Below are 24,924 nucleotides of genomic sequence, written 5' to 3'. Positions count from 1 at the left end.
CTCCTTTTAATAGAACAGGGGCAAGATGTAGGGGAATACCAGGGCGATTAGCACCAGCAGCGATACGAGCCAGAAGATCGCCTTGTAGCCCGTCCTGACCCGTGGCACGGCACACACCTCTCCCGGCTGGCACTTTTCCACTGGCCGAAAGACGCGACGCCAGGCGAAGAACATCGCCACCAGCGCGACGCCGATAAAGAGCGGGCGATAGGGCTCCAACGCCGCCAGATTGCTGATCCAGGCGCCGGAAACGCCCAGCGTGATCAGCACCAGCGGGCCGAGGCAACACGCCGAGGCCAGGAGGGCCGCGACTCCTCCGGCGGCCAGGGGCCCTCGCCCCGTTTTAGATGTCCGCATTGACGATTCTCCTTTCGGGATGGGGGGAGCTACGATAAGGTTACTTCCGTAGCTTGGTACGGAGTCAAGCATCATGAAGAGACATGCAGATAAAGTGGCGGACACCATGACCATTGGCGGCCTGGCCAAGGCGGCCGGCGTCAATGTCGAGACAATCCGCTATTACCAGCGACGAGGGCTATTATCGGAGCCCGAACGCCCTCCCGGAGGTATTCGACGCTATAGTGCCGCCGATATCGACAGGTTGACGTTCGTGAAAACGGCGCAGCAGCTGGGCTTTAGTCTGGATGAGATCAGTGACCTACTTCGGCTGGAAGATGGCGCCCACTGTCAAGAAGCCAGTGCTCTCGCAGAGCACAAGTTAGGGGACGTTCGCGAGAAGATCGACAGGCTTGAAAGAATTGAGAAGGTGCTGAGCGAAATGGTCGACAGATGCCATGCACAACAAGGCAATATCACTTGCCCGCTAATTGCGTCATTGCATGAAGGGCTCAGAGAAGCAGAAGACCCAAGGGAGTAACTCACCTTCAGTTCGTTGAAAACAACGCGGTCAAAGAGTCGCGATCATCTATGGACCATGTCGACAAGGAAAGTTTGCATGACTAGCTTGCCTGACAACATCCTTCACCTTCCCGAGTACCACGTCCTAGGCACCAAGATGGAAGAGCATGATCTCCACTACCAGGTCGAAGCTCCTGAGCCTCTAGCTTGCGAGGAATGCGGCGTTGAGAGTGAGTTTGTCAGGTTCGGCAAGCGCGATGTGGCCTATCGCGACCTACCCATCCACGGCAAGCGGGTCACTCTCTGGGTGGTCCGCCGCCGATACACCTGCCGGGCCTGCAAGACAACATTCAGGCCCCAGCTACCGGAGATGGTGGACGGATTCCGTATGACACTGCGGCTGCATGAGTACGTGGAGAAGGAATCCTTCAACCACCCCTACACCTTTGTGGCGGCACAGACCGGCCTGGACGAGAAGACGGTGCGCGACATCTTCAACGCCCGCGCCGAGTTCCTGGGGCGCTGGCACCGCTTCGAGACGCCCCGCATCCTGGGCATTGACGAGCTATACCTGAACAAGCGCTACCGCTGCATTCTGACCAACATTGAGGAGCGAACCCTGCTCGACCTGCTGGCCACCCGCCGCCAGGACGTGGTGACCAACTACCTGATGAAGCTGAAAGACCGGCAGAAGGTCGAGATCGTCAGCATGGACATGTGGAACCCCTACCGGGCAGCGGTCAAGGCTGTGCTGCCCCAGGCCCGTATCGTGGTCGATAAGTTCCATGTGGTGCGCATGGCCAACGATGCCCTAGAGAGAGTGCGCAAGGGCCTCAGAAAGGAGCTGAAACCGTCCCAGAGCCGGACTCTCAAGGGAGACCGGAAAATCCTGCTGAAACGCGCTCACGAAGTCTCAGACCGGGAGCGCCTCATCATGGAGACCTGGACAGGCGCGTTCCCGCAACTGCTGGCCGCCTACGAGCACAAGGAGCGCTTCTACGGCATCTGGGACGCCACCACACGGCTCCAGGCAGAAGCCGCCCTGGACGAGTGGATAGCCACCATCCCGAAGGGCCAAAAGGAAGTCTGGAGCGATCTGGTCAGGGCAGTGGGAAACTGGCGCGAAGAGACCATGACCTACTTCGAGACGGACATGCCCGTCACCAACGCTTACACGGAGTCCATCAACCGACTGGCCAAGGACAAGAACCGTGAAGGGCGCGGTTACTCCTTCGAGGTGATGCGGGCACGAATGCTCTACACCACGAAGCACAAGAAGAAGGCACCGACTGCGAAGGTCTCTCCTTTCTACAAGAAAACCATCGGTTACGGACTGCCGGACTTCGCAGAGGAACTCAACTACGGAGTCGATCTATCAACCATCTGAGGGTGGTATCAGATTGATGGGGTGAAGGTGCCCCATCAACCATTAAATCCGTATACCCCGAAAAAGTAGCACTTTCAATATTTGGAAATGATCAGGGCTACTGTACACGTGTGGCGCAGCTTATAGCGGATGAGCTAGGAGAAAAGGTAGATGTTAGATTTTTTGATAGCGAGAGCGATGGTTGCTGGTGTCACCCGTAACACTGATTCTTAGTCACCAAATCAAAATTCCTGGGCGTACTTAACGATTATTCGAGGCCAGATGCAGCCGGTCATTCGGAAGATCAAGGCAGCGCAATATGAGCTTGATATTGATGCAATCAGACAAGTACTGATGCACCTGTATTTGGCAGGGCTAATTGATAAGGACGCACGTAATAGCTATAAACTGCCCAGTGCGGAATAGACTGATGAGGCTGAAGGGTGATCAAAATGTGATCGGTGTATATTTGGAATAAATCATATAAAAACAGTTGGTTAAGACTGTTTTTGAGGTCAGGTGCCTTGTGATAGGGAGGGGCAAGTCCTTGCGGAACGAAAATAATTGAACTAGTCTAGCCGCGATGTGTTCTACGTAAGCTGAAGCTAAATTGACCCACTACTTGCAATAAACCGAATCATGCGAACAGCAAAATACAGACAGTTGATCGTTGCGCTACTGATGATGGCATTCATCGGTCAGGTCGTTGCGTCTACGAGCATGTCTTGCCAAAGCCTGTCTGCCCCTTTGCAAGCTCAGGAGCAGATGATGGATTCGGGTATGATGGATCACTCTCAGCATATGAGCTCAAATGTACTTTCGTTAGATGGTGCGGTTACGGCCGACTGCTGTCCTGACTGCGATTGCAGCTTGGGTGGGTGTTCCTCTGTGGCATTGCCTGCCTACCAGTCCACTTTTTCTTCTAGTCTGAACTCGGCAACTGGTCACTATGACGAGTCGACGGATTCTCAGTTAGTTGTTTCTCTCTTTCGTCCCCCTATTACCCGCTAAAACAGGGTAAGTGCGCCTGAAATTCGGCGTTTCTTGCTCGATAGTTGTTGGCGGGAGTCACCAAACTCCCAAATATAAAGCCTGAAAAGGCCTTGTACTCTGTGGGAGTTACCATGAAATGGGTTGTTAGAAGTTTGGGGTGGTTTGCCACCACCATGCTGTTGTTTGTGAGTGTTGTTGCGTGTTCTGATCAGGAAAATTCAACCACTGCATCAAATTCAATTTCCAACGAAACAGTCTCGCTGGATGTCTATAAAAGTCGAACGTGCGGTTGCTGCAAAAAATGGGTTTCACATATCGAGGATTTCGGCTTTGAATCCGAAGTGCATCACCCGGCGAATTTGAACAAGATAAAATCTGATAAAGGCATAGACCCACGTTATCAGTCCTGCCATACCGCTGTCTCAAGTGATGGTTATGTATTTGAAGGCCATATCCCTGGCCATATCATCCAACAGTTTCTTGCTGATCCTCCTAAAGATGCCATTGGTTTGGCTGTGCCTGGTATGCCTGTGGGTAGCCCTGGTATGGAGGTGGGTGATCGCTTCGACCCCTACGACGTATTGCTATTAAGCAAGGATGGTGGCCACACAGTTTATGAACATGTCAATGGAAAGCGTTAGCTGGCATTTGATTTTGAGAGGTATGAAATGAAAAACAGTTTGCAAGACGAGACACTGTTGGAGTCGCCTTTAATGTCTCGCCGACGTTTTGTGACAGGCGTTGCAGCGGGTGGCGCCCTTTTGGGTTTAGGGCTTACATCGGGATTGTCAATCGCCTCGCCTTCAAACCGTCTGGGGCCAACGATACTAAGAGGAAATGAGTTTGATCTGAACATAGGCTATCAGCCGGTTAATTTCACTGGTAAGAGTCGTATGGCGACAGCTATCAATGGTTCAGTGCCAGCGCCAGTTTTGCGTTGGCGCGAGGGTGATCGAGTGACGCTACGGGTTAAGAATAACCTTGCTGAAGATAGTTCTATTCATTGGCATGGCATTATCTTACCAACGGACATGGATGGCGTGCCTGGCCTTAGCTTTAACGGCATAAAGCCGGGTGAAACTTTTGAGTACCAGTTCGATATTAATCAAAGTGGTACCTATTGGTACCACAGTCATTCGGGCTTTCAGGAGCCGACAGGGATGTACGGAGCAATCATTATTGATCCCAAGGACCCCGATCCCGTTAGCTATGATCGTGATTATGTGGTCATGTTGTCGGATTGGTCTGATGAAGACCCACAGGCGATTTACGCCAAGTTAAAAAAACTCAGTCATTACTACAATTTTCGTGAACGCACAGTTGGTGATCTCTGGCGGGATATTAAGGATAAAGGTGTCGCGCAAACATGGAATGAGCGATCCATGTGGAATCAAATGCGCATGAGTGAGACCGATATATCCGACGTTACGGGTTATACCTATACCTATCTAATGAACGGTGTTACCCCTGATGAGGGCTGGGTCGGCCTGTTCAAACGCGGTGAAAAGGTACGTTTACGATTTATCAATGGCTCGTCAATGACCATTTTTGACGTGCGTATTCCTGGTTTAAAAATGACAGTAGTGGCCGCTGATGGTCAGAATATTGAGCCGGTGACGATTGACGAATTTCGAATCGGTGTTGCCGAGACCTACGATGTTGTTGTCGAGCCCAGTAATGACAGCGCGTATACCGTTTTTGCACAAAGCATTGACCGTACAGGTTATACCCGTGGCACATTAACACCGGATATCGGGCTGACCCCATCGGTACCCCCAATGGATGATGCACCAACATTAGGGCACCGTGATATGGGCATGGGTATGGATCACAGCATGCACGGTATGACTGGTATGACTGGTATGGCGGGAACAGTTGCTATGGATCACAGCGCGCACGACATGAGCGAAATGTCGGATATGGATCATAGTCAACATCAGATGAACGGTATGAAGACCATGGAGCACAAAAACCATGGGGAATCGTTAGGAAAGGCTGGCTTTGGCAGTACTCGTGAAATAACGCATGTTGCGAGTGAAACAGGGCCGCATGTTGATATGCGCGCCGAGAGCCCTCAAAGCGGCTTGCACGACCCAGGCATCGGCCTGCGGAATCACCAGCAGCTTTATGGGCGGCGGGTGCTGACTTATGGCGACATTAAAAATCTATATCCAACATCTGATCCACGTGAACCCAGTCGTGAAATAGAACTCCACCTAACCGGGAATATGGGGCGCTATATGTGGTCGATGAACGGTATCAAGTTCACCGATGCCGAGCCATTGCAGCTGAAATATGGCGAGCGCGTCCGAATCACACTGGTAAACGACACCATGATGAGCCATCCCATGCATCTACATGGCATGTGGAGTGAGCTGGAAACTGGTGATCCGAAGTCTATTCCTCGCAAGCATACGGTGATCGTTCAGCCGGGATCAAAAATTAGCTATTTAGTCACTGCTGACGCCATTGGACGTTGGGCTTTCCACTGTCATTTGGTGTATCACATGCCCGGTATGTTCCGCGAAGTCCGAGTGAGCTAAGGAGAATCAATCGATGAAGTTATTTAATAGGCGACCACCAAACTCACTCTTGTTTAACAGGAAATTCTGCTCATCCACACTTATCGTATCTTTGTTGCTGGGTTCTGCAAACCATGTGTTAGCGGGCGCTAAGGATGATCCACTGTTAACTAAGGTGTTAATTGATCAATTTGAAGTACGCGACGCGGATGATGGCGATCCGTGGGTTTTGGATGGACAAGGCTGGATTGGAAAGGATTTGCAAAAACTATGGTTCAAGACAGAAGTAGAACGAAACGATGGAGAAACCGAAGAGGCTGAATTACAGGCACTCTATAGTCGGGCAATTGCGCCGTTTTGGGATGTACAGGTGGGGTTTCGACAGGACTTTCAGCCCACTCCGAATCGGAGCTGGGCGGTCATTGGTCTTCAAGGTCTTGCCCCCTATTTTTTTGAAATCGATACAGCATTGTTTGTCGGAGAAAGTGGGCGTACTGCATTACGACTGGAGGCCGAGTATGAACTGTTGTTTACCCAGCGACTGATTTTGACGCCCGAGATCGAAGTCAATTTATATGGGCAAAACGATGAAGATCTCGGCATAGGTTCCGGTCTTTCTGATGTTGAGGCTGGATTAAGGTTGCGTTACGAAATTCGGCGAGAGTTCGCCCCGTACATAGGTGTTAACTGGAACAAAAGTTTTGGTAATACCGCTGACTTTGCGCGTGCCGAAGGAGGGGACACCGATGATCTCCAATGGGTGATAGGCGTGCGGGCATGGTTTTAACGCCTATACCACTTTAATTAACTAAATATACTCTAAATCAATATGAGGATTTACCAATGAAGAATATACAAGTCACTTTTTGCTTTTTGTTAGTCAGCTTATTTTCAATCGCATCTGTTCATGCTCACGACCCGTCTGAGCATGCGGCTAAGATGGAAAAGCCAAAATGTGAAGCCATGAAAAATATGGATCACTCTAAATTGGATACCAAAGATCCAATTATGATGGCAATGATGAAAAAGTGTATGAGTGAAGAATCTGCTGAAAACCATCATGGTGGTGATACTGAAAGAAATACAACCGATGACAGCGATGCTAACAAAGAGGATCAACATAATGATGGTCATAATCACTAGCCTGAACTATTGAGATGTGGCGTGTTGTAATCAGGCTTGCCGCAGCCAATTTTGACAAGCGCGACCACTGATGTCGCCAGGGATATAAAAATGAAAACAGTGAAATACCTCATTCTTATTGTCATCGGTGTATTCGCAGGTGGAGCAATTTATGTGTATTCCGGTGCTTATCCAATGGGAGCCGATGTGCCCCACAATAAGTTGACTTATTGGCTCTTGGAGACGGTGCGCGAACAATCAATCAATAGGGCAGCACAAAACATAAGTGTTCCTTCGTTAGATGATCCCGAGTTGCTTCTCGCAGGAGGGCCGGACTATAACGACATGTGTGTCGCTTGCCATCTAAAACCCGGAAAAATGCAGAGTGATATGAGTATAGGCTTGTATCCCGCACCGCCTAATCTCAGTAAAAAAGAAGATGAGCATGGGCACGATCATGCTGATTCCGAGCAAAGCGCTCGACGTCAATTCTGGATTATTAAGCACGGAATTAAGGCGTCCGGTATGCCGGCTTGGGGGCCGACACATGACGATCAGCGCATTTGGGCAATGGTCGCGTTTTTGCAAAAATTGCCCGACTTAACCCCAGAGCAATATCAAATCCTTACAGCACGAGACGAAACCAATGGTTCGTCAAATCACTAATCAAAGCGAGAGAACAATGAAAACAATTTTTCCTGCAATAGCTGTACTATTTTTATCCATGACAGCTAGTGCGCACAACGGTGAAGATCCAGCCGCAGAAGTAGTAAAAAAGCGATCCTATGTACTCCAGTATCAGAAGGAATACCCAGCTGCGACAAGTCAAGAAGAGCTAATTCGTAACATCAAGAAGCAAGTGTCTACGCTACAAAGTACAATTTTATTACTGAGAAATTCGCTGGTTAAAGAGAATCGGTCAGTTCGTTCTGATTTAAGTAAGTATGATTTAGACTATTTGGCGGCAATAAAGAACAGTCTGAAAGACATGAAAAAGTTACTTAAGCAACTAGAGGCAGCGGTAGACAGTTGATCCACTATATTCCATGGCCACTAGCTGCTCGCATTCATTCTGCCGTTATTGCAGGAGTGACTCCTAGGATTAAAACCTAAGTGTGTATCGCTTGATTTAAGTCAAAACTTGCAGCCTACACTGGGTATATGCTGCAATTGCTCAATATAAGGGAAAGTTTATGTTTCGTTCGATAGGCATGGTGTTGGTTATTTGGGGGTTGATTGCTCAGCCACTAATGGCTGCTATGCCTGCACCAATGACGGACGATAGCTCCCATTCCCTTATCATGGTGGATCCTAGTATAGCGGCCTCTGCCATGGCGCATCATGGGAATCAAGAAGAACCATCGAAAGCTCCTTGCCACGAAAATACCACTGACACTGCTTCCTCCGAATCCTGCGACAATTGCGATATCGATTGCATGAATGGAATATGCGCCTCGTCCTGTGTGATCAGTGGGGCAGCTGCATTCCAGAAATCATCAATTAATCTCGATCTGTTTAGCAGTACCCTAGGGGCTGCTTCCTCTGGAGCACGTGCCTACGGGCTCCCTTCTCGTATTTTCCATCCTCCAAAACACACCTGATTTTCCGATAGGCGTCACTGCGCCTGTTATTTCGGAATTCCTAAACATTGACCTATTGACCTAGGTGTTACACCCAGGTTGTACGATCAATTCCTTGACCGGGTGCGCCTAATTTCAGCACTCGGAAAGTAACTGGAAAGTATTTGCGATACCGCTAGTTGGTTGCGCATACACATCAAGATGAAGGGTGTTATGAAAACGGTAACTGAAATTGCCAGACGATTTAATGTGAGTGCCGACACGATCCGGCATTACACAAAGCTGGGTTTACTCTCCCCGGAAAGGGATACAGTCAATGGCTATCGACGCTACGGAATAGAGCAAGAAAGACGCTTGCGCTTTCTGTTGTCGGCCAAAAGACTGGGTTTTAGCTTGAAGGATATTCGAGAAATCCTTGATATGGCGGCGTCCGGCGATACCCCTTGTCCAATAGTCCGAAAACTGATTGACCAGCGATTAGAGTCCATACGCGAAGAGATGCGCGATGCGCAGAAATTGATGGCGCGTATGGAGTCGGCTTCCAGTGAGTGGCGTGATTTGCCTGATCGTGTTCCATCAGGGGAGAGTATTTGTCACCTAATCGAAACCTGGGATAGCGCCAACAGTTTTGGCGATCATGTTATCTCCACAGCGGACTAGAGCGATGCAATCGAACAATAGTGAAGCGTTAGATAAAGGCCAGGTGAATAGCTCACGAGACATCAAATATCTCCGTATACACGGTGCCTCATGTGCTAGCTGCGTGAGCAAGATTGAAAGCGCGCTACAAGAGGTTGAAGGTGTAAAAGAGGCGGCAATGAACCTGGCGCAAAGCACGGTTTCTGTTGCTGGAGGTGCCTCTGTCGAAGCACTGATCAATGCCATTGAGGCTGCAGGTTATGACGCGGAAGGCATTACCGACAGTTCCGATCAGAGTGTGCTCGATGAAAAGGAAAAAGCTGACGAGGCCTATTACAAACGTTTGATGCGAGAGATGTGGATTGCGCTGTCTCTTGGTATGCCTTTGATGATCTACAGTCTGGTTATAGGTGAGATGACGGTCACAACAGCGATGGAACAAGGGGTGTGGTTGGCTGTCGGCCTGTTGACATTTGGCGTGATGTTTTTCGCGGGCAAGCATTTCTACATCGGTGCCTGGAAGTCTTTTGCCAATCACAGCGCCAACATGGATACCTTGATTGCTTTGGGTACAGGCACCGCATGGATCTACTCCATGTTTGTCGTGTTCTTTCCCTCATTGGTGCCGGAAATGGCGCGGCACGTTTATTTTGAAGCGACAGCCATGATTATCGGCTTGATCAACCTTGGCCTAGCGCTGGAAATTAAAGCGCGTGGTAGGACATCGGAAGCAATAAAGCGCTTAATTGGATTGCAGCCAAAAACGGCTAGGGTTGTGCGCAATGGTGAAGAGGTGGACATTGCCATCGAACGGGTGCAACTCGGTGATCACGTTAGAGTGCGCCCCGGCGAGAAAATATCGGTTGATGGCATTGTTTCGGACGGCCTGACAGCGGTAGATGAATCCATGCTGACCGGTGAACCCATGCCCGTTGAAAAAGCGGTAGGTGATGAAGTGGTTGCCGGTACGATCAATAAGAGTGGTTCGATTCTCTTTCAAGCCACGCGAGTGGGTAAAGATACCGCTCTGGCGCAGATCATAGACATGGTGAAAAGGGCGCAAAATTCAAAGCCACCTATTGGCCGCTTAGCTGATGTCATCTCAGCTTACTTTGTCCCTGTCGTGATGATTATTTCTGTGATCAGCGCATTGGTTTGGCTCAATTTCGGCCCTGATCCCCGAGTAGCTTTTGCGATTGTGTCGGCAACGACCGTACTCATTATTGCCTGCCCCTGTGCGCTGGGCCTAGCTACTCCTATGTCAGTAATGGTGGGAGTAGGCAAAGCCGCCGAAGCGGGTGTGCTGATCCGCAATGGCGAAGCGTTGCAGACCGCATCGAAAGTCACGGCCATGATCTTGGATAAGACAGGAACTATCACGCTAGGTGAACCTGCCGTTACTGATATTGAGCTAGTAAACGGAAACAACGAGAGTAAGGTGCTGCGGTTGGCAGCCAGCTTGGAAGCCGGATCTGAACATCCGTTGGCGTTATCGATTATCGAGTCGGCAAAAAATCGCGGTCTGGAGGTCGGTTCCGTTGAACAGTTTCAGTCAGTTGCCGGTCATGGTGTCGAGGGTGTTGTCGATGGTCATGCCTTGATGCTTGGTAATGAAAAACTGATGCGTGATAGGGGAGTCGATATTGAGCAATACCTTCCAAGCGCACAGCGTATGGCATCGCTTGCACAAACGCCAATGTATCTAGCGGTTGATGATCAGCTAGCCGCGATTATCGCCGTATCTGACCCCATTAAAGAGGACTCCATTGAAGCGATAAAGCGCCTGCAAAACAACGGTGTGCGCGTCGTCATGCTGACTGGCGACAACCGGGCTACAGCAAAAGCAGTCGCCGAAAGAGTCGGCATTACCGAGTATTTTGCCGAAGTTCTGCCCGATCAGAAATCTGACAAGGTCGCTGAATTGCAAGGACAAGGCGAGATCGTAGGTATGACCGGCGACGGTATTAACGACGCCCCAGCCTTGGCCTTGGCGAACGTCGGTTTTGCCATTGGCACGGGAACGGATGTCGCCATTGAAAGTGCAGATATTACCTTGATGCGGGGTTCTCTGCATGGCTTAGCCGATGCCATAGCCGTCAGTAAGGCGACGCTAAGCAATATCAAGCAAAACCTCTTGGGAGCCTTTATCTATAACGTGGCCGGTGTGCCGGTCGCGGCTGGTGTGCTTTATCCGTTCCTGGGATTGCTGCTAAGTCCCGTCATTGCAGGTGCAGCGATGGCCTTTTCATCGCTGACTGTGGTGACCAATGCAAATCGTCTGCGCCTATTTAATGCGCAGAAGCACTAGGGAGAGATCGACATGATGATCATTAACCTGCTGGGCCTACTACTGATCGCACTGATTGTATGGTGGTTTTGGCTTTATGAGCCACAGGCAGTTATAGCGGACAAAAATACCGTAACGGTCGTTGTGGATAACGGCACCTATGAGCCATCAAGAATTCGATTATTGGCAGGCCAGGACACGACGCTACGCTTCCTCCGCAAAGATGCATCGCCTTGTGCGGCGACCGTGGTTTTTGCAGATTTCGATATCAGTGAAGAGTTGCCATTAAACAAACCCAAAGACATCAGCCTGCCGCCCCTGGCATCAGGTGAATACTCTTTCACTTCCCAAATGCAAATGTATCGAGGCGCGCTGATTGTTAACGAGAACGGAGATTAAGGTCATGGCACAAAAACAATCATTTTGGTTTAGCTCCAATGACTTGGCGGCCCTGACTTTAATTGGTGCCACCAGCTATTTCCTGTTTATGGAGCATCGTGAACACCTGTTTCAGTTTTTGCCTTTTCTGATTTTGTTGCTGTGCCCGCTGATGCACATCTTTATGCATAGAGGCCATGGTCATGGGGGACACGGTGGGCATGGAGAAGATAACGCCCGAAATGGGCAAAACGATCTTGGTTATCAAAAGGGTTATGAAGATGGCCTTCGTGATCGCGAAGAACAAGAGAAAAACCAATAGGTTTGGTTGAGGAGCAGCGTCATGCATGAGCACGAATCATACGGTTTATGGGTCTTGGTGATCCTGAATTCGGCAATATTTATCTTCTTTGCATTCAGTTTCACCAAGCCAAAGACTCAGCGGGACTGGCGTAGTCTTGGGGCTTTTTCCGCGTTTATTGTCGCCTTGTTTACGGAAATGTATGGCTTCCCGCTAACCATTTACTTCCTGTCCGGTTGGTTGGCAGAAAAATACCCAGGCGTCGATTTTTTAGCCCATGAAAATGGTCACTTGCTGCATACACTCCTCGGTTTTGAGGGCAACGCACATTTTGATCCGTTACATATCGCCAGTAATGTGCTGATCGTGTTGGGGTTCTTCCTATTGGCGTCTGCCTGGAGCGTTTTACACAAGGCACAGCAGGCTGGTGTACTTGCGACGTCGGGATGGTATGCACGCATGCGCCATCCTCAATACGTCGCTTTTGTACTGATTATGTTTGGATTTTTGTTGCAATGGCCAACCATTCCTACGCTGGTAATGTTTCCCATTTTGCTGGTGGTGTATCTCCGTCTTGCTAAAGCAGAAGAAGGTCAAGCAATCAAACAGTTTGGTGATCAGTACATTCATTACAGAAATAGCACACCGGCGTTTATTCCCAAGATGGGACCGGTTTCCGTGGAGCAATATTAATCGATTGGAATGAGAGGTAAGTGCCTATGAGATCAAAACTCAATATCCAATGAGCACGAACAAACCACTAAATGATTAATGGAGAATACCCATGAAAATCTTATTACTACCGATAGTTGTACTAATTACGTTAGGCCTGTCTTCAATGACGATGGCTCACGAATCACAAACATCTGGCCAGGAACCTGAAGTGAATCAGGCTGAACAGAAGAATAAGTTCAAGCACGATCACCGAAAGCACAAGGGACTGCCATCTGCCTCCCGGTCGGATACAGCTGATAACGATGAAAGCACTGAAAAACCGAAAAAGAAGAAAGTGCATAACCACAAGAAAGTACACAAATAGTGGTTCATTCAATAGTTATCAAAAGTGTGCAGCTTTTCTCCTTGCCTAATTTATCCCTGATTTAACTGGGCGGTTAGGTGGGAGAAAAGCATTTAAAGGAGGTTGTAATGAACAGTAAGCAACAGCACAAATTCGGTGTTAATGAAGGTTCTCTGATGATACGTCATTTGCGGTTAGAAGGCCCCGTGCAAAGCAATCATCAGTTAATCGTACAAGAAATTGATCAGTTGTTAGGTGTCGATGCTGTCTCGATAAACGCAACAGAAAGTTTACTCAATGTCGCCTATGACGCAACGAAACGACAGTTAGAAGAAATTGAAGAAATCGTCAGAAAGTATGAATGTGACATTGCGCATGATTGGTGGACGCATTTTAAGGAAGGCTATTACAAGTTCGTCGATCAGAATGTGAAAGACAACGCCATTCATGAACCATGGAGTTGCCATAAGCGGCCGCCCGGTAGGTAAGTCCAACCTAACAACGGAGACAAGTTATGAAAGTTAACAAACTAGCAAAATCCATTATGTTCGCTGCCGCCGCTTCCAGTTTTTCAATGACGGCATTAGCGGAATCCACGGTTGAAGAATTGGCCGAACGTCTTGAGCGCATGCAACAGGAAATGGATGAGCTGAAACAGCATCTTGAAAAGAGTGCGACTAAAGAAGAGGTTCAGGTTATCAAAAAGGATGTCGCGACGGCTGGCGAACGGTTGCAGCCTGATACGTTGATTCACATGGCGGGCTATGCCGATGTGGGTTATACCGACTCGGAGTCAGAAGACACGCGATATTCTGACCTTTTTACAAGGCTCAAATGCCAGAGTGGAAAATATCGATTTGGGTCAAGTTGAGTCCATGACAACTGATTCAGCCAGCATCTCTGGAAAGCAGGTTTATGAAAGCAATTGCCTGGCCTGCCACGGTGCGAACGGCAAAGGCAGCATACCAAGCGTACCAGACTTTAACGCAAAAAATGGCCGCCTATCGAAAAGTGATAGTGAACTACTCAGCAATATCATCACCGGTATTCAAAGTCCGGGTAGCTCAATGCCAATGCCGCCGCGAGGTGGAAATAGTCAGCTCTCGGATACTGACCTGAATGCAGCATTGAAATATATCAAAGCATCATTTTCAGAATAGCGTTGAGCGCGACTAGGTACGTGCTTAATCAATTTTTCTCAAAGGAGTACTTAAGATGTTATACAAAATTATGAAGGTAACTTTTCTGGTGGTTTTTGTAGGGCTTTTAACCGCTTGTGCGGGCAGTCAGTTCTATCACGAAAACATTATGAGGGGTCAGGTGGTCGGCATCGATAATGACGAAGTTGTTGTCTGCATAGGCAGTGAGGATGGTGCTGAAACGGGGCAAGAACTCCAGGTATACCGTTATGTTTGGGAGGGCGCTGTTGAGGAAGGTGATGATGACTATCGAGTTGATTATGTTGGCACTTTACAGATCAAGTCCGTAGTTAATGACCATTTTGCACGGGCGATAAGCACGAAGGGCAATGTTAAGAAGCACGACATTGTAGAACTTAAAAAATGATGAAAAAGAAGCGAGACCACAGAGGCATGTTTTCATTCTCTATTCCCAAGCAGTTTGTATCTGCTTGGGAGCTCGCACTTGAGGATGAATCACTATGAAACGACATATTAGTTTCTGTTCGAGGGTAGAGACCTGCCTGTTGAAGAGATTCGCGCAAGTAACGATCCACAGGCATTGGCTTTTCTTAAGTGCAATCGCTCTAGGTGCCGCGAATAGTACTGCATACGCCAGCGAATATGACAGTGCTCCAGTATTGACCGAGGGTTCTGCGGTAGCAGTCGCAATCCGGGACAACCCTAGCCTTGCCGAAATGCAAACACGCTATGAAGCGTTGGCGGAAGTTCCCTCACAGGTGGGCACGTTGCCGGACCCCATGGTTAGTGTCAATGCGATGAATTTTCCCACCGACACTTTTGAGAGAGATCAGGAAGCGATGACACAGCTCCAGGTGAGTTTCAGTCAGGTCTTTCCTTTTCCAGGAAAGTTGAGTTTAAAGGAAGAGGCAGCCGAGTACGATGCGCGGGCGGCGGGGCATTCTGTCGATGAGTTGCGTTTGCAGCTTATAAAGAATGTGAAGAGCAAATGGTGGCAGCTTTACTATATGGATCGTGCCCTAGAGACAGTGGACAGCAATCAAGCTTTGTTGCGTCAGTTTATTAGCGTCGCTAAAACCAAATATGAGACAGGTAAGGGTTTACAACAGGATGTATTGCTTTCACAGCTGGAACTCTCCCGATTGATGGATCAGGAAATTCAGCTAGAAGCCATACGGCGCAATCAGGCCATACAGCTCAATATCTTGATGGATAGACCTGCTAACGATCCTATAACGCTACCGGATAAGGTTTCTAAAATGATGCCAAATCTTGTTGATGAGAGTGAGCTTTACCAGAAGGCGGCGTCCGTGCGACCGCGCTTGAAACAAATGGAAACGCAGATTGATGCTGCGAAATCTCGTCTCGATCTGGCCAAGCGCGATTATTATCCTGATTTTAAACTGGGTGTGACCTACGGTGATCGAACCGGGGACAATCCACTACCCCGAGGTGGAGCACGTTCAGATTTTCTTTCTGTCATGGTGGGAGTAAAAATACCACTCTACGCTGGCCGGAAGCAATCCAAGGCAGTTTCGCAGAAAAGTTTGGAACTACAGAAAAACCGCTACGCACTGCTCGATGAAAAAGGCTTGGTGACGGCGGCAATTTCATCCGCCGTTACAGATTACCACCGGGCAAAGCAACAATATTCGCTCTATGGTGGCGGCATTGTTCCGCAGGCTCAACAAACGGTTCAATCAATGTTGGCAGGTTACCAGGTCAGTGAAGTGGACTTCCTGAACTTGGTGCGAAGCCAAATGACCCTTTTTAATTACGAACTGCAATACTGGAAGGCGTTAAGTGATGCCAAGCAAGCATTAGCCCGCCTTGAGGCCGCCGTTGGCGAGGAAACTGTTTATGAATAAATCTACCCTTTTAATCGCCGTGCTGATGCTAGGCATTGGGCTCGGCACTGGTTACTGGTTGTCCGGTAATAGCGGCTCGACAGTGGCAGTAACAGATCAGGATAAAAAGCCTTTGTTTTATCGCAATCCGATGAACCCGAGTATTACATCGCCGGTACCAGCAAAAGACTCCATGGGTATGGATTACATACCTGTCTATGCGGATGAAGATAAGCCATCGGCCGAACGGAAAATCCTTTTCTATCGAAACCCCATGAATCCATCAGTGACTTCGCCTGTACCGGCTAAGGATTCGATGGGAATGGATTATGTGCCAGTTTACGCCGACAACGAAGTCAGTGAGGTTGCAGGTACAGTGAAGATCGACCCGGTGGTGGTTCAGAATATTGGTGTTCGTACCGCCATAGCCAAGCAAGAGTCAATCAGCCGAACCATTCGTGCTGTTGGTCGAGTGGATTTTGATGAAGAAACTATGGCGCGATTGCACCCCAAGGTTGAAGGATGGATCGAAGAAATCCGTGTTGATAAGACGGGGCAGAATGTGGCTAAGGACGATATTTTGCTAAGCATCTACTCGCCCAAGTTGGTTTCGACTCAGCAGGAATATTTATTGGCACTCAATAACCTGTCTGCTTTGAGCAAAAGCCAATTTGATGAAATCAGGCAAGGTGCAGAGGATCTGGTAAAGAGTTCTCGCGAACGCTTGGAATTACTGGACGTGCCTGAGCATCAGATTCAAGAGCTAGAACAAACCCGAAAAGTTAAGAAAAGTTTGCATATACATTCACCGGTAGCCGGTACGGTTATTCGTATTGGCTCCCGCCAAGGGCAATATGTTACGCCAAAAACCGAGTTGTACATGATGGTTGACCTTAGCCAGGTATGGGTTTACGCCGATGTCTATGAATACGAATTACCTTGGGTCAAGCTTGGCGATGAAGTCGAGATGACTTTGGCATCCGTGCCCGGTAAAACCTTTAAAGGCTCTCTGGACTATATCTACCCCTATGCGGAATCGAAAACACGGACCACGAAAGTACGTTTGGTGTTTGATAATCGTGAACTGTTACTACGCCCGGATATGTTTGCGGAGGTCAGCATACAATCCGATACGCTGGATTACGCCGTCGTTGTACCCGCTGAATCGGTTATCCGCTCCGGTGGCAGGACGCAAGTTTTTGTTGTCAGAGGCCCCGGTAAATTCGAACCGAGAACCGTTAAGTTGGGTATTGAGTCCAGCGGCCAAGTGGCTGTACTGGAAGGTATTTCGGCGGGCGAGGAGGTCGTGACCTCCGCCCAGTTCCTGGTAGATTCCGAATCCAGGTTGCGGGAAGCGACGGCCAAAATGATGGACGCGCTAAACAACTCCGAAGGTACTTCAGAAGATGATTCGAGGAGCGTAGAAAGCCACAAGGGGATGGTTCACGGCAGTGAGGAGATGACTGATCACTCCCAGATGCAGATGGAAAGTCACGCTGATATAGAAATGAATGAGCAGATGGATGGCTCAGGGCATGGAGTGCATGACCATGATTAATGCCATTATCAATGCCTCCTTGCGCGATCGTTTTATGGTGCTGATCGCGACTGTCATTATTGCGCTAGTCGGCTTGTTTGCTTATAAAAACGCCCCGCTAGATGCAATACCGGATTTATCGGATGTACAGGTCATCATCTTTACCAAATATCCCGGCCAGTCGCCACAAGTAGTAGAGGATCAGGTTACATACCCGCTAACCACGTCGATGTTGGCGGTACCTCGTACCAAAGTGGTTAGGGGATACTCCTTCTTTGGTCTTTCCTTCGTGTACATCATTTTTGAAGATGGCACCGATATGTACTGGGCACGTTCTCGGGTGCTGGAATCCATTAACTATGTCAGTGGCCGATTACCGCAAGGCGTTACACCGACGTTAGGGCCAGATGCAACAGGTGTTGGTTGGGTCTACGAATATGCACTGGTGGATAAAACGGGTAAACATGACTTAGCCCAACTCCGCTCTTTGCAGGATTGGTATTTACGTTACCCGTTGCAGGCCGTTGAGGGTGTTTCAGAGGTCGCCTCAGTGGGAGGCTACGTTAAACAATATCAGGTAGAAGTCGATCCCAATGCCTTGCTGCGTTACAACATCCCGCTGAACAAAATTAAGATGGCCATCAAAATGTCCAACAAGGATGTGGGTGGGCGTCTGGTTGAGATGGCGGAAACCGAATATATGGTTCGGGGCCTGGGTTACATACAGTCGATTGATGATCTCAACAGTATTCCAGTAGCTGTTGATGCGAACGGTACGCCCATACGCCTACAGGATGTGGCGCATGTTCAAATTGGCCCTGAGCTGCGTCGAGGTCTCGTAGATTTGAATGGCGAGGGCGAGGTTGCCGGTGGTGTGGTGATTATGCGATTCGGCGAAAATGCTCTGGCTACTATCCAAGCGGTGCGTGCTAAGTTAGAGGAATTGAAAGCCGGTTTACCAGACGGTGTAGAGATTGTCCCAGTCTATGATCGTGGTGACTTGATCGAGCGTGCAGTGAAAAGCCTGAACACCTCACTGATGCAGGAACTGATAATCGTCAGTTTAGTGGTTATCCTGTTTCTGCTACATGCGCGCTCGGCTTTCGTGGCGGTCATTACGCTGCCATTGGGTATTTTGATGGCTTTTATCGTCATGCGCATCCAGGGGCTCAACGCCAATATTATGTCCTTGGGTGGTATCGCTATTACCATCGGCACCATGGTCGATGGGGCTATTGTGATGGTCGAGAATGCGCATAGCCGGTTAGCCGAAGCCAGTGAAAAAAAGGCAAGTGAAGGAAAAGGCAACGAACTGACACTGGATGAGCGCTGGAAGACGATTGGCGCGTCCTGCCATGAAGTCGGCCCAGCCCTGTTTTTCTCTCTGTTGGTCATTACAGTATCGTTTTTACCGATCTTTACTATGCAGGCCCAGGAAGGTCGGCTATTTAGCCCGCTGGCCTTTACTGCTACTTATGCCATGGCCGCTTCGGCAATTTTGGCCATTACCTTGGTACCAGTGATGATGGGCTATCTCCTACGAGGGAAAATCATTGCTGAACACAAGAATCCGATTAATCGGGCACTACATGCGTTGCATAAACCTGCATTGACGCTGGCGATGCGGTGGAGAAGCATTACTTTAATTGTGGCTGTAGGCTTGTTGGCAGTGACCTACTATCCCTATTCCAAGCTGGGTAGCGAGTTTATGCCACCGTTAGATGAGGGCGATATTTTGTATATGCCGACTACCTTCCCCGGTATCTCCATTACCAAAGCCAAGGAGTTGTTGCAGCAAACCGACAAAATATTATCGACCTTCCCTGAAGTGCATCATGTGTTCGGCAAAGTAGGGCGCGCAGAATCTGCAACAGACTCGGCACCTTTGGCCATGATAGAAACCACGGTTCGATTAAAACCGAAGGACGAATGGCCAGACCCCAAAAAATCAACCAAAGACTTGATGAATGAAATGGATAAGGCGATTCAATTTCCCGGATTGGCTAACGCCTGGACAATGCCGATCAAAACCCGAATCGATATGTTATCGACGGGTATTAAAACGCCTATTGGTATCAAAGTCTCCGGCCCCGATCTGAATGTCTTACAACAGGTGTCTCAGGATATTGAGCAAGCCATGAAAACACTGCCGGAGACTACTTCGGCCTTTGGTGACAGGGCGGTTGGGGGCTATTACTTGGACTTTAACATTAATCGGGAAAGCGCAGCGCGCTACGGGCTAACGGTTGGAGCGGTTCAGGATATTATTCAAAGCGCGATTGGCGGTATGAATATCACCGAAACTGTCGAGGGGCTTGAGCGGTATCCGGTCAATCTACGCTACCCGCGTGAGTTGCGCGATGATCTGGAAACCCTCAAGCGTGTATTAATACCCACGCCTACGGGCACCCAGATTCCCCTGGCGATGGTGGCGGATATTGATTATCAGCGTGGACCGCCCGTTATTAAAAGCGAAGATGCGCGGCCTAACGCCTGGATTTATGTCGATATCTCCACTTCGGACATTGGTGGTTATGTTGCCAAAGCTAAGCAGGTGTTGAATGAACAAGTTACGGTTCCAGCGGGATACACTATTACCTGGTCCGGCCAGTTCGAATATATGGAACGAGCTGCTGCGCGTTTAAGTATTGTGGCTCCAGCAACGCTGCTCATTATTTTCCTACTTCTGTACTTCAATTTCCGAAACATCACCGAGCCATTAGTTGTGATGATGTCGATTCCGTTTGGTCTCGTAGGCGGAATCTGGCTTATCTATATCAATGATTACAATATGTCGGTGACTGTTGCTGTGGGCTTTATTGCGTTGGCAGGGATGGCGGCAGAAATTGGTGTTCTGGTCTTAAGCTTTATTGATGTCGAGGTCGCCAAACGACGCGCCGAGAAGAGGCAGTTGCTATCGCTAGAGGAAATAAAGGATGCAGTACTGTCGGCAACGTCAAAGCGGGTACGACCTGTGGCGATGACGGCGATATCCACGATGGCTGGACTGATTCCTATCATGCTAAGTAGCGGCACTGGTTCCGATGTTACGCACCGTATTGCCGCGCCGATGTTAGGCGGGATGTTGACAGTCATGATACTGAATCTTTTGGTGCTGCCTGTGATTTATAGCCTCATTCTACAGTACCAAGAGAAGCACCGAGAGCTACCTGCGAATGCTGAATACCAGGTGTTAACTGAAAAAGGAGACACTGCATGATATTTGCGATTGTGTTGGCATTCAGTCTGGTTGCGGTCACTTTTACATTTCATTACCGAGTGCTGCTTTGGCTTGGTTTGAATACGCCAAAGATGAATTTGCCAACACAAACGCAGGTGTTAGTTATTGTCGTCGTACTTTTCCTAACACATATCGTTGAGATTGCTTTCTACGCAATAACTTACAGCTGGTGTGTATCTTCGCTTAAGTTGGGTATGTTTCAAGGGGCACCAGTGGGTGATGCAATGAGTTATTTATATTACTCAGGGGTTATTTACACAACACTGGGCTTGGGAGATATACAGCCCGAAGGGCACATTCGCTTTATAACCGCCATGGAAGCACTGAATGGTTTTCTTTTAATCACCTGGTCTGCGTCGTTTACGTTTCTTGCAATGGGTCGTTTATGGCCATGGGATGACTCGTGCACTGGTCGAATCGATGGGCAAAGAAATAGCACCGATTAGTCGCGACGCATTTGGAGTCAACGAACGAGGAGGAGGATATGATCAACAGGAATAAATTTGCGGTGGCAAGCGGACTATGTGCGGGGCTATTGTGGGTGATATGTAGCATTCTTGTAGCCCTTTTTCCTCATTACATGCTGCTAATGACAGCGCATATGATTCACGTCGATATAACACAGATGGGATGGACGTTGACATGGTCTGGGTTTCTGGTCGGGTTAGTCGGTTGGATGATCCTTGCCGGTGTTGCAGGAGTGTTACTGGCAGTTATCTATAACCAGATGGTTGGCAGTGAAGCTAGTTAGGCTAATTTTTTGGGTATGCTGAAGAGAAATTATTTTGAGCGGTACTGCTAATGGTTGAAAAGAAGGGATATTTTCAGCCAAGCTTTGCGTCGACAATTGAAACTGTCTCAGAGCTGGGAGCACTGGCTGAGAAACTGGCATTCCTGATCCGCAGTAAACTGTGGCTACAGATTGTTGTTTGTATGCTGTTGGGCATAGGCATTGGCTTGCTGGTGTCTCCGGAAGGTGTGGCCTTGGTGTCTGGTCAAACAGCTGAACTTATTACCGGTTGGCTTGTGTTGCCTGGGCATCTGTTTTTGGCATTGATTCAAATGATTGTGCTGCCGCTTGTCGTGTCATCAATTGTGCTTGGTATAGCAGGCGCTGACGACCTGACCAAACTTCGAAAAATGGGGTTGCGAATTGCTCCTTATTTCATAGCTACTGTAAGTCGTCAGATGATTTGGGACACGTCGCCTGAGTTTTTGAAGGAGACATTCTTAGTATAGTTTTCGGTTAATGGATTGAACAGGCTTTCTGATTTTCCTCCTTTCTGCGTTGCAAGGTGTGTTGTTTGATTAGCGCTCGTCGATCCATGATTTCCTCCTTGCGCCCATAAAACATATCCGCAGGCGTAATGTTATCCAGTGCCTCGTGATAGCGTTCGTTATTGTAGTGATTCACAAACTGGCTGATGGCTTTCTCAAGCTCCCAGGGATAGTAGTAATTCTCCAGCTTTACAACGTTCTTCATCGTGCGGTGGTACCGCTCGATCTTGCCCTGCGTTTGCGGGTGGTATGGTGCGCCACGCGTATGCTCCATACTCTGAGTACTGAGATAGTCTTTCAGCTCCTGTGACAGGTAACACGGGCCATTATCACTGAGTAATCGGGGGCGATGTTTGACGGCCACCTGATCGACGCCTGTCTTGGCAATTGCGTCATCTAATGTCAGCTTTACATCATCGGCCGCCATGGTTGTCGTCAACTTCCAGCTAATGATGTAACGGCTGTAGTCATCAAGCACCGTGGACATGAAGTACCAGCCCCAACCTACGATCTTGAAGTAGGTAAAGTCGGTCTGCCATAACTCATTGACCCGCCGTGTTGGCGTATGGAATCTGTCACCGGCCTGCATCAGTATGTATCCTGGGCTAGTGATCAGGTCATACTGCTTTAGCAGCCGGTAAACGGTCGACTCCGAGATAAAGTACTCGTGCTTATCGGTGATATACCAAGCCAGCTCACGAGGAGACAGCTCCGGGCGCTCCAGTGCAACATCGATGCATTGCTCTTTCACGCTCTCAGGCAATCGATTCCAGAACTGTCGGGGCGAACGGCTCTTTGCTACTAGGCCGTCATATCCATCATCTTGATAAGCTTTATACCAGCGATAAAACGTACTCCGGTTGATGTCCAATTCTTCCAGAGTACGCTTGACCGAGAGCTCGGAGCTTTCGACTAAGCGGATCACCTCGTATTTCTCCGAGGCTGACAGCGTCATTCGTCGTCCCAAGTCAATCCCGAGCCAAGCACACTTTTTTTGAGAACATTGTTCTTGAGCATCGTTTCGGCCAGCATTTGCTTGAGGTGATTATTTTCCTTTCTCAAGTCCGTGACCTCACGGCTATTAGCCTGACGCTTTGTATCCCCAGCTAGACGTTGCTTACCCGCTTCCAGAAACTCCTTGCTCCAGCTGTAATACTGGCTGGGAACAATGCCTTCGCGGCGGCATAATTCAGCAATGGATTCTTCACCACGCAAGCCTTCCAGCACAATCCTGATCTTTTCTTCAGGCTCATGCTTCTTGCGTGTTTTGCGGCGAATGGTTTTAACTAGGTTTTCAGTTGTATCAGTCATCGTAGACTCCTTGCTTCAGTAAAATGTAGCAGAAGTCTCCTTTAGCGTTAGGCGCTAATGTGTCTCATATGCTCTGACGGGATACAATAGCTACAACAACTGTCGCTGTCCTTATTGGTGTAGTGCTCGCGACATTCATTGAGCCAGGACAGTACATTGATCCAAGCGCACTCACTGCAGCACTCTCTGAAACAGCACCTGTGAAGGTGAGCGAAAGTCAGGAAGTAATAACACTTCATGACCGCATAGTCGGTCTAATACCGTCTAACCTATTGAGTGCGGCACTTGATGAAAGTTATCTCTGAATCGCCACTAGTTCACTAGACGCTTTTCAGCCTCTTTTAAATACTGACGCTCATAATCTACAGGCGACAGCCCATTGTTGGAACCATGCTGTCGTTTTGTGTTGTAGAACATCTCGATGTAATCAAATATATCGCTCCTTGCTGCATCTCGTGTCGCGTATATTTTGCGCTTTATTCGTTCTCGCTTTAGTAACTGGAAGAAGCTTTCCGCAACCGCGTTGTCGTGGCAGTTGCCTCGGCGGCTCATGCTCCCCTCCAAGCCATGCTCTCTGAGAAACTCGCTCCAGTCATGGCTTGTGTATTGGCTGCCCTGATCCGAGTGAACCAGCACTCCCTTTATAGGTTTTCGACGCCAGACAGCCATTAGTAATGCATCCAGCACAAGCTCTTTGGTTATGCGAGACTGCATAGACCAACCAATGATACGGCGAGAGAAGAGATCCATCACCGCTGCGAGGTAAAGCCAGCCTTCATGGGTCTTGATGTACGTAATATCGGTAACCCAAGCCTGATTTGGCATGACCGGATCAAACTGCCGGTCTAGCACATTGGGTGTGATGACATGTCGTTCTCCACCGCGCTGTCTGGGCTTGCGGTACCCAACCTGAGCCTTAATGCCTTCAAGCTTCATCAAACGATGTACGCGATTTAGGCCACAACGCTCACCCGCGTCCCTTAGATCTCTATGAATCTTGCGATAGCCATAGACGCAGCCTGATTCAAGCCAATACTGCTTGATGAGACCAGTAAGACGCTCATCATCAATCTGTCGCTTGGATTTTGGATGTTTCTTCCAGGCGTAGTACCCGCTGGGTTGAACACCAAACAGCTGACATAACTGCCGTACAGAATGAGAGCTGTGGTGTTCAGCGATAAAGGCGTATCTTACTCGGGGTGGCTTGCGAAGTACGCCGCGGCTTTTTTTAACAGGTCACGCTCTTCAGTAACGCGCTTCAAGTCCTTCTGTAGACGTCGGATCTCCGCAGCATCATCGGACTCCTTGCGATGCGCTTCTGAGTTAGGGCCGTAACGCTTAATCCATGCGTAAAGGCTATGAGTTGTTGTGCCTAGCCGTTGGGCCACATCGGCTACGCTGTGACCCGATACCGTGACCTGCTTAACCGCTTCAATCTTGAACTCTTCTGGATAACGCTGCTTGCTCATAAACACCTCTCTTTGTG

At 48.9% G+C, this 24,924-nt stretch carries 28 protein-coding genes; 25 read left to right on the top strand and 3 right to left on the bottom strand.

Features of this window, described 5'->3' with window-relative positions:
- Nucleotides 1-6: 6 nt before the first annotated feature.
- Nucleotides 7-357: a mercuric ion transporter MerT gene (gene merT / locus AC2Q8J_RS07715; RefSeq protein WP_027965778.1), complete on the bottom strand. Its 351-nt coding sequence runs from the start codon at nt 355-357 to the stop codon at nt 7-9.
- A 73-nt stretch (nt 358-430) separates the two neighbouring features.
- Here merT and merR point away from each other — a divergent pair, with 73 nt between their 5' ends.
- From merR to AC2Q8J_RS07590, 25 genes are all read left to right on the top strand, one after another.
- Entirely contained in the window at nt 431-877 is a 447-nt protein-coding gene (gene merR / locus AC2Q8J_RS07710) for a mercury resistance transcriptional regulator MerR (RefSeq protein WP_006911920.1), read from the top strand.
- Nucleotides 878-955: 78 nt separating this feature from the next.
- Entirely contained in the window at nt 956-2,245 is a 1,290-nt protein-coding gene (locus AC2Q8J_RS07705; protein ID WP_486452565.1) for an ISL3 family transposase, read from the top strand.
- A 41-nt stretch (nt 2,246-2,286) separates the two neighbouring features.
- Nucleotides 2,287-2,445 carry a DUF4917 family protein gene (locus tag AC2Q8J_RS07700; protein ID WP_486452613.1) on the top strand — a complete coding sequence of 53 codons (159 nt, stop codon included), beginning with the start codon at nt 2,287-2,289 and terminating at the stop codon, nt 2,443-2,445.
- Between the two features lie 903 nt (nt 2,446-3,348).
- A complete protein-coding gene (locus tag AC2Q8J_RS07695) occupies nt 3,349-3,858 on the top strand; it encodes a DUF411 domain-containing protein (RefSeq protein ID WP_486452564.1) in 510 nt (169 codons plus the stop codon).
- A gap of 27 nt (nt 3,859-3,885) precedes the next feature.
- Nucleotides 3,886-5,760, top strand: coding sequence for a copper resistance system multicopper oxidase (locus AC2Q8J_RS07690; RefSeq protein WP_486452563.1), 1,875 nt, complete (start codon nt 3,886-3,888; stop codon nt 5,758-5,760).
- A gap of 13 nt (nt 5,761-5,773) precedes the next feature.
- Nucleotides 5,774-6,526 (top strand): copper resistance protein B, encoded by a 753-nt coding sequence (locus tag AC2Q8J_RS07685; protein ID WP_486452562.1) that lies wholly within the window; start codon nt 5,774-5,776, stop codon nt 6,524-6,526.
- A gap of 56 nt (nt 6,527-6,582) precedes the next feature.
- Nucleotides 6,583-6,882, top strand: a complete 300-nt coding sequence (locus AC2Q8J_RS07680; RefSeq protein ID WP_486452561.1) for a hypothetical protein — start codon at nt 6,583-6,585, stop codon at nt 6,880-6,882.
- A 90-nt stretch (nt 6,883-6,972) separates the two neighbouring features.
- Nucleotides 6,973-7,527: a c-type cytochrome gene (locus AC2Q8J_RS07675; RefSeq protein ID WP_486452560.1), complete on the top strand. Its 555-nt coding sequence runs from the start codon at nt 6,973-6,975 to the stop codon at nt 7,525-7,527.
- Between the two features lie 16 nt (nt 7,528-7,543).
- Nucleotides 7,544-7,894, top strand: a complete 351-nt coding sequence (locus AC2Q8J_RS07670; protein WP_486452559.1) for a hypothetical protein — start codon at nt 7,544-7,546, stop codon at nt 7,892-7,894.
- A 760-nt stretch (nt 7,895-8,654) separates the two neighbouring features.
- The gene (locus tag AC2Q8J_RS07665; protein ID WP_486452558.1) at nt 8,655-9,101 is read left to right on the top strand and encodes a MerR family transcriptional regulator; all 447 of its coding nucleotides are present in this window, start codon (nt 8,655-8,657) and stop codon (nt 9,099-9,101) included.
- Between the two features lie 43 nt (nt 9,102-9,144).
- Nucleotides 9,145-11,388, top strand: a complete 2,244-nt coding sequence (locus AC2Q8J_RS07660) for a heavy metal translocating P-type ATPase (protein WP_486452612.1) — start codon at nt 9,145-9,147, stop codon at nt 11,386-11,388.
- Nucleotides 11,389-11,400: 12 nt separating this feature from the next.
- Nucleotides 11,401-11,766 (top strand): cupredoxin domain-containing protein, encoded by a 366-nt coding sequence (locus AC2Q8J_RS07655; protein WP_486452557.1) that lies wholly within the window; start codon nt 11,401-11,403, stop codon nt 11,764-11,766.
- Between the two features lie 4 nt (nt 11,767-11,770).
- Nucleotides 11,771-12,067, top strand: a complete 297-nt coding sequence (locus tag AC2Q8J_RS07650; RefSeq protein WP_486452556.1) for a DUF2933 domain-containing protein — start codon at nt 11,771-11,773, stop codon at nt 12,065-12,067.
- A gap of 21 nt (nt 12,068-12,088) precedes the next feature.
- On the top strand, nt 12,089-12,739 hold the full coding sequence (locus tag AC2Q8J_RS07645) for a methyltransferase family protein (protein ID WP_486452555.1): 651 nt from the start codon (nt 12,089-12,091) through the stop codon (nt 12,737-12,739).
- A 91-nt stretch (nt 12,740-12,830) separates the two neighbouring features.
- Nucleotides 12,831-13,085, top strand: coding sequence for a hypothetical protein (locus AC2Q8J_RS07640; RefSeq protein WP_486452554.1), 255 nt, complete (start codon nt 12,831-12,833; stop codon nt 13,083-13,085).
- 107 nt (nt 13,086-13,192) lie between these two features.
- Nucleotides 13,193-13,552, top strand: coding sequence for a cation transporter (locus AC2Q8J_RS07635; RefSeq protein WP_486452553.1), 360 nt, complete (start codon nt 13,193-13,195; stop codon nt 13,550-13,552).
- 26 nt (nt 13,553-13,578) lie between these two features.
- Nucleotides 13,579-13,935, top strand: coding sequence for a hypothetical protein (locus AC2Q8J_RS07630; RefSeq protein WP_486452552.1), 357 nt, complete (start codon nt 13,579-13,581; stop codon nt 13,933-13,935).
- Nucleotides 13,907-14,224, top strand: coding sequence for a c-type cytochrome (locus tag AC2Q8J_RS07625; protein ID WP_486452551.1), 318 nt, complete (start codon nt 13,907-13,909; stop codon nt 14,222-14,224). Before AC2Q8J_RS07630 ends, AC2Q8J_RS07625 begins: the two co-directional genes overlap by 29 nt.
- 55 nt (nt 14,225-14,279) lie before the next feature.
- Entirely contained in the window at nt 14,280-14,630 is a 351-nt protein-coding gene (locus AC2Q8J_RS07620) for a hypothetical protein (RefSeq protein WP_258332818.1), read from the top strand.
- 94 nt (nt 14,631-14,724) lie between these two features.
- Nucleotides 14,725-16,092: a TolC family protein gene (locus AC2Q8J_RS07615; protein WP_486452550.1), complete on the top strand. Its 1,368-nt coding sequence runs from the start codon at nt 14,725-14,727 to the stop codon at nt 16,090-16,092.
- On the top strand, nt 16,085-17,629 hold the full coding sequence (locus tag AC2Q8J_RS07610; RefSeq protein WP_486452549.1) for an efflux RND transporter periplasmic adaptor subunit: 1,545 nt from the start codon (nt 16,085-16,087) through the stop codon (nt 17,627-17,629). The genes AC2Q8J_RS07615 and AC2Q8J_RS07610 overlap by 8 nt, the downstream gene beginning before the upstream one ends.
- The gene (locus AC2Q8J_RS07605; protein WP_486452611.1) at nt 17,622-20,828 is read left to right on the top strand and encodes an efflux RND transporter permease subunit; all 3,207 of its coding nucleotides are present in this window, start codon (nt 17,622-17,624) and stop codon (nt 20,826-20,828) included. Before AC2Q8J_RS07610 ends, AC2Q8J_RS07605 begins: the two co-directional genes overlap by 8 nt.
- Nucleotides 20,825-21,295: an ion channel gene (locus AC2Q8J_RS07600; protein WP_015006082.1), complete on the top strand. Its 471-nt coding sequence runs from the start codon at nt 20,825-20,827 to the stop codon at nt 21,293-21,295. Before AC2Q8J_RS07605 ends, AC2Q8J_RS07600 begins: the two co-directional genes overlap by 4 nt.
- Before the next feature lie 38 nt (nt 21,296-21,333).
- Nucleotides 21,334-21,600 (top strand): DUF5676 family membrane protein, encoded by a 267-nt coding sequence (locus AC2Q8J_RS07595; protein WP_486452548.1) that lies wholly within the window; start codon nt 21,334-21,336, stop codon nt 21,598-21,600.
- A 50-nt stretch (nt 21,601-21,650) separates the two neighbouring features.
- Nucleotides 21,651-22,088 carry a cation:dicarboxylate symporter family transporter gene (locus AC2Q8J_RS07590; RefSeq protein ID WP_486452547.1) on the top strand — a complete coding sequence of 146 codons (438 nt, stop codon included), beginning with the start codon at nt 21,651-21,653 and terminating at the stop codon, nt 22,086-22,088.
- Between the two features lie 7 nt (nt 22,089-22,095).
- On the opposite strand, the gene AC2Q8J_RS07585 is transcribed toward AC2Q8J_RS07590, so the two are convergent.
- Nucleotides 22,096-23,438, bottom strand: a protein-coding gene (locus AC2Q8J_RS07585) for an IS3 family transposase (protein WP_486451988.1) whose coding sequence is annotated in 2 segments (ribosomal slippage) — nt 22,096-23,091 and nt 23,094-23,438 — 1,341 coding nt in all. Because the reading frame shifts where the segments join, the coding sequence is not laid out codon by codon here.
- A gap of 312 nt (nt 23,439-23,750) precedes the next feature.
- Nucleotides 23,751-24,907 (bottom strand): IS3 family transposase gene (locus AC2Q8J_RS07580; RefSeq protein ID WP_374964823.1). Its coding sequence is split into 2 segments (ribosomal slippage): nt 23,751-24,659 and nt 24,662-24,907, totalling 1,155 coding nucleotides; the frame shifts between segments, so codons are not numbered across the junction.
- Between the last annotated feature and the right edge of the window lie 17 nt (nt 24,908-24,924).

Source organism: Spongiibacter sp. C9W (assembly GCF_057370015.1).
Note: the sequence above shows the minus strand (reverse complement) of the source record. Positions and strands in the feature narration are given on the sequence as shown.

Excerpts from the sequence above, each read along its gene's own strand:
- merT (WP_027965778.1), bottom strand. The coding sequence starts at position 357 with ATGCGGACATCTAAAACGGGGCGAGGGCCCCTGGCCGCCGGAGGAGTC.
- merR (WP_006911920.1), top strand. The coding sequence starts at position 431 with ATGAAGAGACATGCAGATAAAGTGGCGGACACCATGACCATTGGCGGC.
- AC2Q8J_RS07705 (WP_486452565.1), top strand. The coding sequence starts at position 956 with ATGACTAGCTTGCCTGACAACATCCTTCACCTTCCCGAGTACCACGTC.
- AC2Q8J_RS07695 (WP_486452564.1), top strand. The coding sequence starts at position 3,349 with ATGAAATGGGTTGTTAGAAGTTTGGGGTGGTTTGCCACCACCATGCTG.
- AC2Q8J_RS07690 (WP_486452563.1), top strand. The coding sequence starts at position 3,886 with ATGAAAAACAGTTTGCAAGACGAGACACTGTTGGAGTCGCCTTTAATG.
- AC2Q8J_RS07685 (WP_486452562.1), top strand. The coding sequence starts at position 5,774 with ATGAAGTTATTTAATAGGCGACCACCAAACTCACTCTTGTTTAACAGG.
- AC2Q8J_RS07680 (WP_486452561.1), top strand. The coding sequence starts at position 6,583 with ATGAAGAATATACAAGTCACTTTTTGCTTTTTGTTAGTCAGCTTATTT.
- AC2Q8J_RS07675 (WP_486452560.1), top strand. The coding sequence starts at position 6,973 with ATGAAAACAGTGAAATACCTCATTCTTATTGTCATCGGTGTATTCGCA.
- AC2Q8J_RS07670 (WP_486452559.1), top strand. The coding sequence starts at position 7,544 with ATGAAAACAATTTTTCCTGCAATAGCTGTACTATTTTTATCCATGACA.
- AC2Q8J_RS07665 (WP_486452558.1), top strand. The coding sequence starts at position 8,655 with ATGAAAACGGTAACTGAAATTGCCAGACGATTTAATGTGAGTGCCGAC.
- AC2Q8J_RS07655 (WP_486452557.1), top strand. The coding sequence starts at position 11,401 with ATGATGATCATTAACCTGCTGGGCCTACTACTGATCGCACTGATTGTA.
- AC2Q8J_RS07650 (WP_486452556.1), top strand. The coding sequence starts at position 11,771 with ATGGCACAAAAACAATCATTTTGGTTTAGCTCCAATGACTTGGCGGCC.
- AC2Q8J_RS07645 (WP_486452555.1), top strand. The coding sequence starts at position 12,089 with ATGCATGAGCACGAATCATACGGTTTATGGGTCTTGGTGATCCTGAAT.
- AC2Q8J_RS07640 (WP_486452554.1), top strand. The coding sequence starts at position 12,831 with ATGAAAATCTTATTACTACCGATAGTTGTACTAATTACGTTAGGCCTG.
- AC2Q8J_RS07635 (WP_486452553.1), top strand. The coding sequence starts at position 13,193 with ATGAACAGTAAGCAACAGCACAAATTCGGTGTTAATGAAGGTTCTCTG.
- AC2Q8J_RS07630 (WP_486452552.1), top strand. The coding sequence starts at position 13,579 with ATGAAAGTTAACAAACTAGCAAAATCCATTATGTTCGCTGCCGCCGCT.
- AC2Q8J_RS07620 (WP_258332818.1), top strand. The coding sequence starts at position 14,280 with ATGTTATACAAAATTATGAAGGTAACTTTTCTGGTGGTTTTTGTAGGG.
- AC2Q8J_RS07615 (WP_486452550.1), top strand. The coding sequence starts at position 14,725 with ATGAAACGACATATTAGTTTCTGTTCGAGGGTAGAGACCTGCCTGTTG.
- AC2Q8J_RS07610 (WP_486452549.1), top strand. The coding sequence starts at position 16,085 with ATGAATAAATCTACCCTTTTAATCGCCGTGCTGATGCTAGGCATTGGG.
- AC2Q8J_RS07605 (WP_486452611.1), top strand. The coding sequence starts at position 17,622 with ATGATTAATGCCATTATCAATGCCTCCTTGCGCGATCGTTTTATGGTG.
- AC2Q8J_RS07600 (WP_015006082.1), top strand. The coding sequence starts at position 20,825 with ATGATATTTGCGATTGTGTTGGCATTCAGTCTGGTTGCGGTCACTTTT.
- AC2Q8J_RS07595 (WP_486452548.1), top strand. The coding sequence starts at position 21,334 with ATGATCAACAGGAATAAATTTGCGGTGGCAAGCGGACTATGTGCGGGG.
- AC2Q8J_RS07590 (WP_486452547.1), top strand. The coding sequence starts at position 21,651 with ATGGTTGAAAAGAAGGGATATTTTCAGCCAAGCTTTGCGTCGACAATT.